Raw genomic sequence first — 15,362 nt, 5'->3', positions numbered from 1 at the left:
AGGCGCCGCGCGCCAAGCCGGTCGACGATTCCGACGAGGATGCCGACAAGTCCTAGCGACGACATGAACGAACCCGCCATCGACACCGGTGGCGGGTTTGTTCGTCTTCGCTTCGAGATCGCCTATGACGGAACGGACTTCGCCGGCTGGGCGGCACAAACCGGTCAGCGCACGGTCGCGGGGGTGGTCAACGATGCGCTGACGACCGTATTCCGCACCCCGGTGCAGCTGCGCGCCGCGGGCCGCACCGACGCCGGTGTGCATGCGACAGGTCAGGTCGCACACCTCGCCGTGCCCGCCGGTTCGCTGAGGCACGCGTATCCGCGTTCGACGCGGCCTGATGACGACGAATTCCTGCCGCTGGTGCGTCGGCTCGGACGGTTGTTGCCCTCCGATGTTCGCGTCCTTGACATCACCCGCGCCGCACCAGGATTCGACGCACGGTTCTCTGCGCTGAGGCGACACTACGAATACCGGCTCTCGACTGCGCCGTACGGAGTGGCGCCGCAGGAGGCGCGCTATGTGACGGCCTGGCCTCGTGCGTTGAACGTCGAGGCAATGGCCGCCGCGTCGCGAGAGCTTGTGGGACTGCACGATTTCGCAGCCTTCTGTCGTCGGCGCGAAGGCGCGACCACGATCCGCGATCTGCAACGGCTCGAGTGGGCGAAAGAAGGCGATCGCATCACCGCGTATGTGACCGCCGACGCGTTCTGCTGGTCGATGGTGCGCTCACTGGTCGGCGCTCTGCTGGCGGTCGGCGAGCACCGCCGCGAACCCAGCTGGTGCGCCACGCTTCTGGGGGCGTCGCAGCGGTCCAGCGACTTCGCCGCAGCGCCGCCGCAGGGACTGACGCTCGTCGGCGTGGACTATCCGCCGGATGACCAGCTGGAGGCGCGCACCAAGGTGACCCGAGACGTCCGCGTCGTCGACTAGACGCGCGGCGCCACGAAGTCCACGGCCTGATTCACCATGCCTGCCGACAGATACGCATCGGCAAGGTGGTCGGACCAGTTGTTCTCCCACGTGTTGGGGTCGGCCGGATTGCAAATGGGGTCGGCGCCGTGGCACAACTCGATGGTGCGTTCGCGGTAGAGGGGACTGAAGTTGGTGATCGGCCCCACCCACGCGGCGCCGTTGCCGAACAACGCGATTGCCGCGATGTGGCGGTCCATGCCCGGCGGAAGCGGCTTGTCGAACCCGAACGCCGCGATCGGCGCGGCCAGCACGACATCTGTGACCGCAGCGCCCAGCGAGTAGCCGCCCAACACGAGCCGGGTGTCGGGGCACCGTGCCGCCATGTCCTGGATGCGCGAACTCATGTCGTTGGCGCCGACGTCGATCTCGGTGTCGGCGGGGTAGTTGACGGAGTAGAGGTCGATGTCCTTACCGGTCTTCGAACGCAGGGCGTTGTAGAACGCACGACCGATCTGTCCGGGGCCGCTCGACTCGATGCGCCCGCGGGCGAAGATGACCTCGGCTTGCGGACACGCCTGTGCATGCGCGCTCGGTGTCGTATGTCGGGCACTTTCGGGGACGACCATCAGGGCGCCCATGGCGAGTGCAGAAAGTACCGCGGCGATGAAATGACGGCGGATCACCGGGTCGATGCTAGCGGAGAGGATTGACGCGTTCGCCGGTAAGAGCGTGAACTCCTGGTCACAGCCGGGCCGCGACGAAATCGGCGGCCTGGCTGGTCGGCCCGCCGGCATACGCTCGGTGGGCCGCCACGCTTTCGCCGTCGGTCTGACAGATCGGGTCGCCTGCGTTGCACAGGTCAATGGCCCGACCGCCCCATGTCGGGCTGGCCGTCAGCGGCAGGCCAAGCTTGGCTGACGGGTTGCCGAACACTGCGATGGCAGCGATATGGTCCGACGCGTTCGGCGGCAGCGGACTGTCGAATCCGATACCGGGCACCGGGACTGAGCTGATCACGTCGATGACCGCGGCGCCCTGCGAGTAGCCACCCAAAACCAGCCTGGTGTTCGGGCACGTGGTGACCATGTGTTGGATGTGTGAGCTGGCATCGTTCGCGCCGGCGGCCGCCTGCAGAAAGTCAAAGGTCGCCGGGTATTGCACGGCGTAAGCCCCGACTTCCCGCCCGCCGGTCCTGCTGCGTAGCGCGTCGACGAAGGCGCCGCCGACGACGCCGAGCCCGACGTCTTCGTTGGTGCCGCGCGCGAACACCACTTCGATGTCGGGGCAGCTTTGCGCCGCCGCCGCGGGCAGCATGCCGAAGGGCACCAGGGCGGCGACCGACGCGGTCACTGCAGCAGAAGCGGTCAGCCGACGGCCGAGACGAGTATGTGGCACAAGTTCAAGATCATACCGGTGGAAGCTGTCAGACCACGCGAGCGACAAAGTTCGCGGCCGCAACGGCTGCGCCGGTGTAGTCCCTGTGCGCGAAGGGATTGCGACCTCTCGAGCAGATGGGGTCGCCGTCGTTGCACATATCGATCGCGCGTCCGCCGAACATCGACGAGGTGATCGGGTTGCCGAATTTCGTGGCCGGATTCCCGAACACCGCGACCGCGGCGACGTTGGAATCGACGCCCGCGGGCAGCATGGGCCCGATCGCGCCGAGGCGGTTGCCCAGCGGGGGGATGCCGGCAAGCATGTCGACAACCGCGGCCCCCTGGGAGAATCCGCCGAGCACGATCCGCGTCGACGGGCACGACTGCGCGAGGTTGGCGACGTAGGTCGACGCGTCGCTTGCGCCTTCGGATGCCAAGGCGAAGTCGTAACTCGCCGGATAATTCACTCCGTAGGACGAAAGGCTTCGGCCGCCGATCTGGGGGCGAAGCGCGTCGACGAAGGCCTGACCGACTCGCCCTATGCCGGGCGGTTCGCCGGTGCCACGGGCGAAGACGACCGTGACGTCCGAACAGCCCTGGGCCGAAGCGGGTGCGACGACCGCTGCGGATGCCGTCAACGTGGTGATCGCGGCGGCGACCAGCCCGCGGCGGAGTCGATCTCTTGTCACGAGGTCAGATGATATCGGCTGGCGTCCTCAGACCAGGCCGGCCACGAAGCTTGCGGCCTGCTGCACCAGGCCCGTGCTCACGTAGTCGTTGTGCGCGAACGGGTTGCGGCCGTCCGAGCAGATCGGGTCGCCGTCCTTGCACAGATCGATGGCCTTGCCCGCGAAGACCGAACTGGTGATTGGATTGCTGAATTTCGTTGCGGGATTGCCGAACACCGCGACCGCGGCGATGTTGGGCAGAAGATTCGCCGGCAGCGGCGGCGCTGAACCGATGCTGCCGATTTTGTTGCCGAGCGGCGGGATCCCGGCCAGCATGTCCATCACGGCGGCACCCTGCGAATAGCCGCCGAGCACGATGCGCGTCGTCGGGCACAGCTGCGCCATGCTGCCGATGCGGTCGGTGGCGTCCGCAGCGCCGTCGGCGGCTGCCAGGAAGTCGTACGACGCGGGATAGTCCACCGCGTACGTGGTGATGCTGCGCCCGTCGACCAGGTTGCGTAGCGCGTTGACGAACGCTGTGCCGGGCGTCCCGAGGCCCGGTGTGTCGTCGGTGCCGCGGGCGAAGATCACTTCGATGTCGGCGCACGTTGACTTCGGTGAGACTGCGGGTGCGGCGCCGACCCCCGGCACATACGTGGGCCGCGGCACGTATGCGGGTCCGGGGGCGGGGCCGGGACCGCTGCCGAAGCCCGGACCGGGCGCCGGTCCTGGCGGGGGACCGGGCTGAGCCACTGCCAGCGGTGTGGAACCGCCGATGAGTGCGGCGATGGCAACCGCAGCCGCCACAAGTCGGACCGGTATGCGCAGCAAAGTCACGCGGATATGGTCACATATCGCGGCTTGACTGACCTAACTGTTTGCCCGTAACGGGGGTCGTTCCTGCAGCGGGCCATCCGGCCACGTGCTGTCGGCCAGCATCTCTGAGCGGTCGCCCTGGCGGGCCAGTGCCAATCCGAGGAGCACGATGATCCCGCCCAGCGCCTGCATCACGGTGATTGCTTCACCCACCAATATCCACGCCGCGACCACCGCGAACATGACCTCGGACAGGCCGACCAGCGAAGCGAACCGGGGCCGTAGCCGGGAGATGCCGGCGATGCCGGTGGTGTACGCGACCGCCGTCGCGACCACTCCGAGCGCGATGACGGGCACGACCCACGATGTCGTCCAGCCCGCGACGACGGCGTCGTTCGCTGTGAAGGTCAGCGGCATCGCCCCGCTCGCGCCGAACAGTGCGACGGCCGCGGCGCCGACGATGAGACCGCCCGCGGCCAGGGTGACGGGGTTGAGCCCCTCGCCGTCGGATCCGACCCGGTCCGACATGACGAAGTAGCACGCCGCGCAGACCGCGGCGGCCAAGCCCCATGCCACGCCTGCGACGTTGATGTGAGCCCCGCTGAAGACGTCGAGCACAAACATGATCCCGGCGATGGCGATGACCACCCCGGTAAGCGTCAGCGCGCTGGGGCGACGCCGCGTGGTGGCCCACACCCAGGCGACGACGATGATGGGTGCGGTGTACTCGAGCAGCAGTGCGACGCCAACGGACAAGTGCGCGACGGCGTTGTAATAGAACAGCTGGGCTCCCGCGATCGGGATGGCCCCGTAGGCGATGACGGCTTTCGCGTGGCGCAGCGCCTCGCGGTGCCACCCGGGCCGCACAATCGAGGCGAAGATGGCCAGCACCAGTGCACCGAGTGCCAACCGGGCGGTGACCGCGGCGGTCGGGCTCCAGCCGGCGCCCATCAGCGACTTGGCGAACGGCCCCGAGGAACCGAACGCGAAAGCGGATCCGATGGCGAACATGAGGCCGACGCGAAAGTGGTCGGCCTTCACGCGCCGCGTGAGCTCAGTGGCCGCCATGCTGCACCTCCGGGACGTCATGAGTAAAATGTGCTTTGGTCGTGACGCTAGCCGGAAGGGGGATCATGAGTCAAATGCTTTTCACTCATGACACCGAACTCACGTTGCGGGCGGCGTGTGTGCTGATCAACAGCGACCGGGTGGACGGCGAGCAACTGGCCGACCTGCCTGCACTCGACGAGTATCTGGACGGGTTCGGCTGGACCGGCCGCCGCGACCGCGATGGCGCGGAGCTGCACGCGGTGCATCGGCTGCGCGAGCGGCTGGGCGCGATCTGGGCGGCCGCGCACGACGAGGAACGCGCGGTCGGTCAGGTGAATGCGCTACTCAGCGACACCAAGGCGGCGCCATGGCTGACCCGTCATCCCGAGATGCCCGAGTGGCATCTGCACCTGGCATCCGTGCACGACCCGCTCTGGCAGCGGATGGGCGCGGAGATGGCGATGGCGCTGGCCGACTTGATTCGCAGCGGCGAGCTGCGACGACTCAAAATCTGCGCCGCGCCGGACTGCGAGGCGGTGCTCATCGATTTGTCGCGCAACCGGTCGGGGAAGTTCTGCGACACCGGAAATTGCGGCAATCGCCAGCATGTCGCGGCCTATCGCGAACGGCGGTCACGCGCCGAGTGAGCAGCCGTCATGGCATGTAGTAGCCGCGAATCCGGTGATACCGGTTGCGGCCGAGGATTGCATTCGCCGCTTCGAGCCCCGACATTGTCGCCGCCTCGATACAGCCGGCGTTCATCCCGCAGTCTGTCCAGTCGCCGGCCAGAATCAAGTTGTCGTAGCCGCTTTCGTCGGGCCGCAGTCGATAGCGCTCGGTCCCCGGCACCGACTGCACGTACCGGTCGGAAGGATCGACGTTGACGCTCACATGCTGAGTCGCCAACGCCGGCTCGCCACGTTCGCCGTTGACACCGCTCAGCAGGTGCCACGCGAAGCCGTCTGCAGTGACTGCGCCGGGGAAGTACGGCCCGAGGTTGCGATCGATGTAGTCGACAGCCGCCCGCCGGACCACGTGCTGGTGTCGCTGCGCATAGCCGCTACCGGCTTCCGTCGTTGGCCAGGGTGCGCTCAGCGTGCCGCAGAAATAGGCGACTGTGCCCGGCCTGTCGTCGTCGGGCCAGTCCTCGGCCCACAGCGTCTGTGGCATCGACGCCCACGTCTCGAACGGCCGCAGGTAGGCGCTGATCGTCACACCAGGCTCGTGCCAGCCCAGAGTCGGCTCGTCGGGTCGCATCCAGATCTGGAACGCCTGCGTCGCGACCGTGCGGATATGCGTCGTCATCTCACGCCATTCGGGGCGATCCTCGATCAGTTCGTTCGCGACGATCGGCAGCATTCCGACAGAAACGGCGAGCACGACATGGTCGAAATCGACGCCGCGCTGCAAGCGCCGAGGCTCTTCGTCGTCGCTGCGCTCCGCCCAATGTGACTCCAGGCAGTGCCATCCGCCCGCGGGCGTCATCACCGGCGTCGCCAATTGGTCCACGAGCGGCTCGCTGGGAAACACCGGTAGACCGCGCACGGTGGTCAGCGGCTCATAGTGGTCGGCGCCGTCAGCGAGACCGACCTGACGGGTAAAGGATATTGCGTCCACGGCGAGACGGTTCTCGTCGAGATGCAGAGCGTCGAGGCGGTGAAAGAATTCGAACCGGACGCCGCGTCGTCGCAGCGCTTGGTAGACCGGGGCGATGATCACGTCGCCCATTCCCGCGGTCATTTTCCAGAAGATGGCGCCCTTGTACTGGAAAAGCACGAGGCCGGTCAGGAACACGGCAAGGCCGGCACCGAAGGACGGCCGCTCGGGGTCGGCGTCGAGATAACCGAACACCAAGTCGTAAAGACCGCGGACCAAGGCGAACTCGTGCACGTCGGGATGCGCGCCGTGTCGTGCGATCCAGTCGTTGAAGTCCTCGTCGTTGATGGCTCGAAAGCCGCGGGGGTCGGTCACGAGGTTGTCAGCGAGAATCCCGCGAATCACCGCTGTCATCAGCGACAGCAACAGCCAGGAGCGCTTGTGGTCCGGTCGGTTCTCGTAATCGAGAACATCCCGCACGGCGTCGAGTGCGTGCTCGAGCGCGTCAGATACCGCGCGTGCTGAGAGTTGTGAGTCGGCAAGCGATGACATTGCGGTCAATACCGCATAGCCGATGGCGTCAATCGCGCGGCCCTTCGGCGGTGGCGGGTCGGGGGAGGTGGACAGGGTCAGGCCGGCAGGCGGCGCGCCGCGAAGTGATTCGGCGAAGTCACGAACGAGTCGGATTGCGCGCGTGATGAACTCGATGACGGTCTGTTCTCGTCCGGTGCTGTCGGGCTCGCCCGGCAGGCCGTTGTTGCGGGTGAAGGTCCCCAGCCACATCAACCAATCGCTGCCCAATTCGTCGGCCAGCCCCAGATTGTCCCCGGGGATGAGCGCCTCGTCCCACTTCTTGATCGGGGCGGCCGGGTCCGTTCTCGCCCTGTCGAGTTCGGCGTAGCACTCGCGAAGCAGCCCGAACGCGTTCTCATACGACCCCAGCCAGATGTGCAGCCCGTGTTCTTCGATCCGCCCGTTCTCGCCCCGGCTGGATGCACCCTTGCCTCCGAGCCGCCAGCCGCGTTGGTAGACGGTGATCGAGTCGAAACGGTCGTGCCAGCCGGGCTCACTCAGACGCCAGGCGGCGGCCAACCCCGCCATGCCGCCACCGAGGATGACGACTTTGCCGCCTGGCCGCTTCACCCGAGCAGCGTCCGGGCCCGGGCCAACTCAGGCCATGCGCTGCCATCCGCGAATCGGTCCACAGCATCGACCAGCACCCGGCGGGCGTCGTCCCCACGGAGCTCGAAATCATCGATTGCGGCGCGCAATTCGAAGATAAGTGCGCGCTGTTTGCGGGCCACTGTGATCGCCTCGACGAGATCACTGGCACGGGACTCGTCGTCGTTGGCGGTCTTGGCGCGTAGCCGCAGAAGCTCCGCGTGATAGAACTTGGCATCGGTTTCCTCGGCGAGTTTCAGCGCGATCGCGATTCGCTCGCGGGCCTGGTCCATGTGGTCCGCTGCGATCAGCAGTTGCGCGAGCACGCCGTCGTAAAACGTGACGAAGAGTTTCGACTCCGCTGCCCGCCAGGCATCGACGAGCATGGTCATAGTGGCGATGTGGCCTTGCAGTTCGGTTGCTTCGACGGTGTCGTGCGCGACAGCCGACAACGCCGCGGCCGCGGCGCCCTCGGTGGTGGCGATGAACCCGAAGGAGTCGAAACCGTGCTGCTCCGCGTTCGCGGCCATCTCGCCGATGATGGTTGCGACGTGGTCGAATTGGCCCGCCTCCAGCCGCGCCCACACCTCGTAGCACTGGGAGTAGGCGAGGCTGAACGGGCCTTGCGGAAAGCTGAGCGTTTCGGCGCGTCGACGCGCCTCGGCGAACTCAACATCGGCTCCTGCGAGGTCGCCTTGCACAGCCCGGGCCAGCGCGAGGTGGGTGTGGGTCGAGGCCACCGGCTCGTTGGGGACGAACCAGACGGCGTCGAGAATGTCGACGTCCAAGTCGGACAGCGCGGCGACCGAATCCTCCAGCAGTCCCCTTGCAGTGCCGAAGTCTCCGCGGTACCACAGCACCATTCCGAAGCCGGCCTGGCCGTGCGGCACGAACCAGTCACCGACGTCAGCGATCACCCCTCCGACGTTCTGCGACATCTCCAGCGCGCGGTGAATGTCACCGCGGGGGAGGTAGTAGGCCCACAAGGCGGTGAGCGCTGCGAACAGATCCTCGGGCCGCAGTTCGGACTTGGTCAGCTCCACGCACCGTTCGAAGTCGGCAGCCGCCTGAGGGCTCGCCGTGCCCTCGGCCGCCGAAGCGAGGAACCCGCGGCGAAGACGCAGCCGCACCTCTTTGCGGTCGCGCGCCAGGCCGGGAGCCTGGCGGTCGATCTGGGCAAGGGCGTTCGTCAGGTTCCGCCGGGACTCCTCGAGGGCGCCGCGGCGGCGAGCGTCGGCTGCGGCCAGCTGGTAGGCCATCGCCGCATCCTCGACCCTGTCGGCCTTGTCGTAGTGAAACGCGACGAGCCGCCAGTCGGACGCATCCTCGCCGGAGGTTCCCACCAGTGCGTCAGCGACGCCTGCGTGCAGACTGCGTCGTACGCTCGGCGGAGGCAATTCATAGGCCACTTCGCGCAGCAACTCGTGCCGGAAGCGCCACTGATTCGGCCCCGACTTCTCGAATACCATCGCATCCTCGAGTTCGCGAATGGCGGCGTCGAAGTCCTCGTCGGTGATGTCGACGATCAGCGACAGCAGGTTGCGGTCGAAGTCGCGCCCGATGGTCGCGGCCGCCTGCACAACGGGGATTGCGTTGTCGCTCGTACGAAGCCGGGCGAACAGCGCCTCGTAGAGGGTGTCGGGAACACTCTCCCAGCGCGCGGTGTCCGTAGGTTGTTCGCGGATCTTGGTGACGACTTCTTCGATGTACAGCGGCACGCCGTCGCATCGGCGGGCGATGGTGGCGCGCTCGATGATCGACAGATCGGCGTCCAACGCGCCGACAAGGGTCTCGGTCTGCTGGGCGGTCAGTGGCGACAGGTCAAACCATTTGACGCTCGTCGCGCGGGGTATCGAGGCCGCCTCCCGACTGGTCATCACGATGAGCAACCGTGGCGATCGAAGGTCCACCAAGGCGTTCACGACGTCGATCGTCGATGCGTCGAACCAATGCAAATCCTCGATGAGCAGTACCCCGGCGCTGTCCCGAAAGCATGCCAGCAGGTACTCGGCGATGGCCGCGGAGATCTGCTCGTACAGTTTTGCGCCCTGCGCAGCTATGGGTGTGTAACCGTGCTCGGCGGCAATGCCGAGCACCGGCGCCAGAAGCGATAGGGCGGTTTCGGGGTCGAGGCCGACGTCGCGCACCTCTGCCTCCAGCAGACGCAAGCGCTGCGACTGTTCGGTGGTGCGGTCGATCCCGCAGCGATTCTCGAGCAGACGACGCACCGGGTGCAGACCGGCATCGGCGTGAAAGACCGATCCGTGCAGCGCCACGACCGGTGCGCCGGATTGCGTGGCGAGCAGCGCTGCGGCGGTCGCGAGCCGGCTCTTTCCCATGCCCGCCTCGCCGCAGAACGCGACACCCGTAGTGGTGAGTCCTCCGACCTGGGCCTGCTCCCAACTGGTCGTCAGGTACGCAAGTTCTTCATCGCGGCCGACGAGGGGCCCGATGGGAACCCTGGACGGGCTGATGCGTTCGCCGAGCACTTGGTAGTGCTCGATGTCGCCTTCAATTCCCTTGACGGGTTGAGCGGGCCGATCCGCTAGGTCGAAACTGTCGCGAACCAAGGCTTCGATCGCCTTGGAGATGACGACCGTTCCTGGCGGCGCCAGTCCGGAGACCCGAGACGCGAGATTGGCGCCGAGTCCGTAGACGTCGTCTTGACCGGTGTCGAGATATACGGTGCCGCGGTGGATTCCGACACGGACGGAGATCTCGAAGCCGAAGCGTTTCTTCACCCGTTCGCTCAGCCTGGCCACCTCGCGGGTGATGTCGAGTCCCGCCTGCACTGCGCGAAGGACGTCGTTCTCGTGCGCGCGTGGGTGGCCGAATACGACGAGCAATCCGTCACCCTTGGTCGAGAAGATGTGGCCCTCGTAGCGGTCGACGATTTCTCTGACCTGATCCCGATACCGGCCGATGACGGTGCGGTAGACCTCGGGTTCGATCCGCGTGGACAGCGCCGTCGAGTCGACGATGTCGGCGAACATCATTGTGAGCCTGCGAAGTTCGTTCCGCCCGGCCGGTGCGGCCAGAAGGTCTTCGGCCTCCGGGTTGCCCCGGTCGACGGCGAGCACCTTCTTGGCGAGCTGTTTGGCCCTAGCCCGGTCGCCCCGGTTGAGTGCTTGGACTGCGTGGTCGAGCAATTCGTCGACCGTGGGTTCAGTCATGCGGCCTGCTCACAGGTCGACGATCACCTCGAGGATGTCGTCGATCACGACGTCCGATGCGGGCTCGGGTTGCAGCCGCACTGTTCCGCGGTAGGTGCCGCTTCGAAGCCCGGTCCACAGGACTCCGACGCGGAAATGCGTCACATGCGGCTTGAGCACCGGTGGGTCGATGGAAATCCGGTAGTCCTCGATTACGAATGAGGGTGCGCCGACATGGAAGAACGAACCGGGCACAACCGACACTTTGCGCGCCACGCCACTGTCGGGGGCGCTGAGATAGTCCGAGTATTCCGGCTCATCCGCACCGGGAGGGCATGTGAAGCAGGGTGCCAGCACGTCGGACGCCAGATCCACGCTGCCCGCGAGACCGAAGTCCCACAGTTTCAGCATTGCCTGTGCCCACTTGGCGTAATCGAATGTGCCGGCGTCGATCTGATCGTTCGTCTCGACCGCGATCGCACCGGCGTGGTCTATCAGCTGACGCGAGAAGCCGATGATCTGGTTCATCTTCGCTCCAGGTGCGGTCATTTCGCACCGCCCGTGCCCAGCTCTTGCCGCAGTCGGTCCCAGTAGCGCCACGGATCAGTCGCCAGTCGAACGGCGAACTCGGTGTTGAGCGCGACCATCTCGGAGATGGGCATGGTCCCGGTGGCCATCTTGGCGGCGACCGAGGTGCTCCTCTTCGAGAAGTCTTCGATGCATTCATTCGCCATCTCCACGGCAAGCGTGATGGCGCGCCGGCTCGGACGACCAGGGTCAGATGGCACAGAGATGTCGGTCGGGGAGGTCGGCGCGCCCGATGAGGTGCCGCCGGTTGCGCCCGGAAGTGCAGAAGGCGTCCACGGTTTGAAGCGTCCCGGATTCTTCTGTTGCTCCGCGACTCCGTCGAGCAGCATGTCCATGCCTTGGTTGCCGTAGCCGGATACGCACGCCAGCATCGCGATGGCGACCTCCGAGAGATCCCGGAAGCACACCACTTTCTTGGTGACGACGCGAACCCCGTCAGCGGTGGCGTTTCCTACGGTGGAGTACATCTTGATGTAGCCCTCATCGACTAGGACCCGACCGTCTCCGAGCGCCGCGGCACCCGGCGTGTCATCGAGTTCGTAGTTCACCCACGCCATCGGTGTGTCGAACTGCATCGCCTCTGACGTGGACGGACCCAACCAATACTTCAGCGGTGTCCTCATATCGGGAGGAGTAGGGCAGGTGGTGTTGCAAACCTCTAACACCCGGCGCCAGCCGTCCGCGCGTTGGGGCTTGGGAATCTCCTGCATCTCGCAGAAGAACGGCAGGCACTCATCCCAATTCAGTGGATCGACAACATTTCTCAGCTCGTCGAGCGATACGTCCTCGCTCTTGAACTCGGTTCTGAGAACCACACACAGGTGACCGTGGGCGTTCTTCAACCTGGTGTGGCATACCGGTATTCGCGCGATGAGTGGCTGGATCCACCCTTGCGCCTCGGCCTGCCGCATGACGGCCGGCCAGTCGTCGCGCTCCCCGAAGTGGGTTCGAAAATGTTGAAGCAGGTGGTAAGCGGTTTCGTCTTCACGCTCGCCGCGGGGCACCACCAACGACAGTCCCGTCAGCAGCGCGTCGTTGTCGATCTCGGTTTCGCCGCCCTCAAGGCGCCCCAGCACTCCGAGCACGTAAGTCAGCCGTGACAGCTCGGACGCCGTCGGCGGGTTCGGTTTGGTGCCCGGCTCGGATTCCTCGGAGGTGCGCTCCGCATCGACGATGTCGTTGACCGCTTCGGTCACCGACGGAAATTCAGGCAGGGGATTGTCCGGATCGCTGAGGAAACGCATGATCTCTCGAGACCAGCCCGCGTTTCCGGCCGTTCCCGGCAAGAATCTGTCGACCACCCTCTCGATCCGTGGATCACCTGTCTCCAGGACCAGCTGATCGAGAGCGCTATAGATTGCCAACAACGAGTGAACGTGACTCATGTGCGCCTCCCCCGCCCGGATTTGCTTGGAGAAGCATACCGCTCGGCATGCCGCGGGGAGGGGTTGATTGACGTGCCCGAATACATCGTCATGCGGGCCCTACATGCCGATGATTATCGGTAAGACCTCGTTGCCCACCGATTCGCCGGCTACCGGAGCGCCTCCCGGATCGAGCGGAATCGCGAATGCGGCACCGACGTAGATGCCTGAGGGCAGGCCGGTCGTCTTGACTCGTATTCGGAACGTGTCCCTCCCTGCGGGAAGTAGACAATTGGGGGGGTCGAATTCGACGCAGTCCTGAGGTACCTCGTGGCCGCCCCCGGCGAGCGTGAGCGGCGACGCCAGCTCCAATCGATGCCGCCGTTCGGGGTCGGCATGCGGGATGGCGAAGTAATCAGATGTGATTGGCTCCGTTTCGTAACGGCCAGGACCTACGAGGCCAGTCCCGATCAATTCGATGCCGTTGATAAGCGCGACATCGCTCAATCTGGTCAGCGTCTTCGCCAGGTCGTCCGAACTGAGACCCTCTGCATCGAGTTTCTTTGCAGCATCATCGACCACTGTCCTCGCCTGGTCAGCGGCCCTGCGGGCCAGCGTGGTCGTGTGATTGGCTACGACCGTCGCGTATTCGGGGAGCTGTTGGCTCACAACAGTGTTGACGATGTCGAAGTTTCGTTGAAATGCAAGGTTGGCGAGCTCGCTAAAACTTTGGATGGCCCTCCCGAGACCGTTCCCGGCGATCCGGACTGGTTCGACAGTCGTGTGCCCAGACCGGGGTACGGTGATGGCTTCTTTCGGGGCGGCCGGCCTTACCGCACGATTGGCGGCGATATCGGCGAGGTCGATCCAGCTCTTGGCGACGAGTCCGGCCAGCCTGCTCGCCACCGTTGCCATCGCATCCGCGGTGTACGTGTCGTCGTCGAGGCGTTCCGCTGCCGTCACGGCGAGCGTCTTGGTGTCGGTGATCATCTGGCGAGCGAGGTCAGCGAGCCTGTCGATCACGTCGCGCTCACTCGTCGGTGCGGTGGTACTGATCTCTACGCTGTCCCCTTGGACGTCGGCGCGCTTCGGCTGAAAGTTCGCCATGACCGAATCAAATGCTCCGACAGACAAATTCGTCATCGACGTACCAAGAAGCTCACCGAGTTCTTGGACATCGTCTCGTGTCAGGCCGTCCTTCCATCGTGCAACGACGGCCTTCGCGAGCTGACTTGTCACCTCGACGTAGCGCTCCGCTTGCTCGGCGGTGTCCTCGATCAGATCCTGTCGAAAGCCTCGCGGCAGATCTGGCAGCCGCGCATGCGTTTCGCCGCTCTCCGACGGCTCGACCGGGCGGCTCTGCGACGTCAATACGACCGTAGATCCGGTCGACCCGACGTCGGGCGGAGTGGACGGAAAAAAGTCGACAGTGCCGTCGACAGGATCATCGGCTGCATTGGCCACCATGTCGATACCGACCTGCGCCCATCCGGAGAAGCACGCCAGCGCCGCGGTCGCAGTGGGGCTCAGACCCTTGATCTTGAGCGCCTTGCTTGTCCTGATTCGTATTCCGCCGGAGGGTATTTCCGTTACCCAGATGTAGCCGCTGTCGACTTCAACCAGGGTGTTGGCGCGGCGGCGACTCGAGTCAAGGTCGTAATTGAGGTAGATCCCGGCGGTGTTGCCCTCCTGGTCGCGGCCTTTCCAATATTTGAGCGGCGTCTGCAGCTCGTATTCGCCGCATTCCGTGCTGACGCACTCCAACACCCGACTCCAATTCGAATCGTCCTGCCCTTCGGGCTTCATCGCGCAAAAGAAGGTCGGCAAGGTCTGATCCCAGTTCTGGGGTTCGAGAACTGCCTTCACTTGCTCGAGGGTGTGTTCGGCGTCGACCATTTCCGTGGTGAGAACGGCACAAAGTTCTCCTTTGACGCTGCGCAACATGCCCGTGCACGGCGGTGGATAGCCAGCGACTCTCGGATCGAGCAAGAAGTTTCGGGCAACGAACGGGCGCCAACCGCGTTTGCCGAGTTCGAGCAGCTGGTCTTCGGCCATGAGCCTGCGCATGAGCGGACCGGCGGACGGGAGGATGTTCCTGAATTTTCGTGGTCGGCGGTAGGTGGCCAGCTCCAGGAGCGTGCTCAGGGGGTCGTCGGGAAGTGGATCGCCTGCCCGTTCGAAGTCGATGATGGCCTGCCCGGGCCACGCCAATGTCGTCGTTGTCGTCGATGGCGGTTTGACGGCTGCGGGCGTGTCGATCTTGGCTATCACTGCACCGGCATAAACGGCTCTGGCCAGGGTGGACGTGATCAGCCGTTCCTGTGGTGGGGGAACGGGGGGAGGTTTGTGTGCCAAGCCTGCTTCATGGACGTTTGCGTAATCCTGCGCAGTGATCGTCAGCGGGTTGTCACCCCCGAGTACCAGGATGTCGCCGGCCAGATCCTGGGGGCCGATGGCAGGCCGAATTCGGTGTTCGGGTTTCGCAAGTTCGAGAATGGCCTCGTCGCGGGTGGGGAAGTTGACGTTCCCCTTCGGGGACAGGCGGTCGACGAAGCCGCGAAGCTCTGTGAACCATCCACGCTGGCCGTAACCGGTGGTGCCGGGAAGAAATCGTTCAACTATCGCGGTTGTGCGCGGATCGTTGCGGCGGACGACCTCGTCGTCGATTGAGCCGAA

The 15,362-nt window shown here is 65.3% G+C and carries 13 protein-coding genes; 3 read left to right on the top strand and 10 right to left on the bottom strand.

The genetic code is table 11. The features are described 5' to 3' along the window. Positions 1–63: 63 nt before the first annotated feature. Positions 64–933, top strand: a complete 870-nt coding sequence (gene truA / locus N4S67_RS06835) for a tRNA pseudouridine(38-40) synthase TruA (RefSeq protein ID WP_260992211.1) — start codon at positions 64–66, stop codon at positions 931–933. Here the strand turns inward: truA and N4S67_RS06830 are convergent. The 5 genes from N4S67_RS06830 to N4S67_RS06810 form a co-directional block, all read right to left on the bottom strand. Then, positions 930–1,553: a cutinase family protein gene (locus N4S67_RS06830; RefSeq protein ID WP_390893320.1), complete on the bottom strand. Its 624-nt coding sequence runs from the start codon at positions 1,551–1,553 to the stop codon at positions 930–932. The two genes, truA and N4S67_RS06830, sit on opposite strands and share 4 nt — an antisense overlap. A gap of 103 nt (positions 1,554–1,656) precedes the next feature. Continuing rightward, positions 1,657–2,229 carry a cutinase family protein gene (locus N4S67_RS06825; RefSeq protein WP_260993035.1) on the bottom strand — a complete coding sequence of 191 codons (573 nt, stop codon included), beginning with the start codon at positions 2,227–2,229 and terminating at the stop codon, positions 1,657–1,659. Between the two features lie 109 nt (positions 2,230–2,338). Next, the gene (locus tag N4S67_RS06820; RefSeq protein ID WP_260992210.1) at positions 2,339–2,980 is read right to left on the bottom strand and encodes a cutinase family protein; all 642 of its coding nucleotides are present in this window, start codon (positions 2,978–2,980) and stop codon (positions 2,339–2,341) included. Positions 2,981–3,007: 27 nt separating this feature from the next. After that, positions 3,008–3,796 (bottom strand): cutinase family protein, encoded by a 789-nt coding sequence (locus tag N4S67_RS06815; protein ID WP_390893268.1) that lies wholly within the window; start codon positions 3,794–3,796, stop codon positions 3,008–3,010. Positions 3,797–3,829: 33 nt separating this feature from the next. Continuing rightward, a complete protein-coding gene (locus N4S67_RS06810) occupies positions 3,830–4,843 on the bottom strand; it encodes an EamA family transporter (RefSeq protein WP_260992209.1) in 1,014 nt (337 codons plus the stop codon). A 74-nt stretch (positions 4,844–4,917) separates the two neighbouring features. On the opposite strand from N4S67_RS06810, the gene N4S67_RS06805 reads away from it, so the two are divergent. After that, positions 4,918–5,472 (top strand): CGNR zinc finger domain-containing protein, encoded by a 555-nt coding sequence (locus N4S67_RS06805; protein WP_260993033.1) that lies wholly within the window; start codon positions 4,918–4,920, stop codon positions 5,470–5,472. Between the two features lie 7 nt (positions 5,473–5,479). Here the strand turns inward: N4S67_RS06805 and N4S67_RS06800 are convergent, their stop codons facing one another. The 5 genes from N4S67_RS06800 to N4S67_RS06780 form a co-directional block, all read right to left on the bottom strand. Further along, the gene (locus N4S67_RS06800) at positions 5,480–7,564 is read right to left on the bottom strand and encodes an FAD-dependent oxidoreductase (protein ID WP_260992208.1); all 2,085 of its coding nucleotides are present in this window, start codon (positions 7,562–7,564) and stop codon (positions 5,480–5,482) included. Beyond that, on the bottom strand, positions 7,561–10,755 hold the full coding sequence (locus N4S67_RS06795) for an ATP-binding protein (protein WP_260992207.1): 3,195 nt from the start codon (positions 10,753–10,755) through the stop codon (positions 7,561–7,563). The genes N4S67_RS06800 and N4S67_RS06795 overlap by 4 nt, the downstream gene beginning before the upstream one ends. Before the next feature lie 9 nt (positions 10,756–10,764). After that, on the bottom strand, positions 10,765–11,283 hold the full coding sequence (locus N4S67_RS06790) for a hypothetical protein (protein WP_260992206.1): 519 nt from the start codon (positions 11,281–11,283) through the stop codon (positions 10,765–10,767). Continuing rightward, positions 11,280–12,707, bottom strand: coding sequence for a hypothetical protein (locus N4S67_RS06785; protein WP_260992205.1), 1,428 nt, complete (start codon positions 12,705–12,707; stop codon positions 11,280–11,282). Before N4S67_RS06785 ends, N4S67_RS06790 begins: the two co-directional genes overlap by 4 nt. 99 nt (positions 12,708–12,806) lie before the next feature. Further along, the gene (locus N4S67_RS06780) at positions 12,807–14,582 is read right to left on the bottom strand and encodes a hypothetical protein (RefSeq protein ID WP_260992204.1); all 1,776 of its coding nucleotides are present in this window, start codon (positions 14,580–14,582) and stop codon (positions 12,807–12,809) included. Between N4S67_RS06780 and N4S67_RS06775 the strand changes: the two genes are divergently transcribed. Next, positions 14,565–15,356, top strand: coding sequence for a hypothetical protein (locus tag N4S67_RS06775; RefSeq protein WP_260992203.1), 792 nt, complete (start codon positions 14,565–14,567; stop codon positions 15,354–15,356). The genes N4S67_RS06780 and N4S67_RS06775 overlap by 18 nt on opposite strands. Positions 15,357–15,362 lie beyond the last annotated feature (6 nt).

Source organism: Mycobacterium deserti (assembly GCF_025345615.1).
Classification (GTDB): domain Bacteria; phylum Actinomycetota; class Actinomycetes; order Mycobacteriales; family Mycobacteriaceae; genus Mycobacterium; species Mycobacterium deserti.
This window is presented reverse-complemented; position numbering and strand designations above follow the sequence as displayed.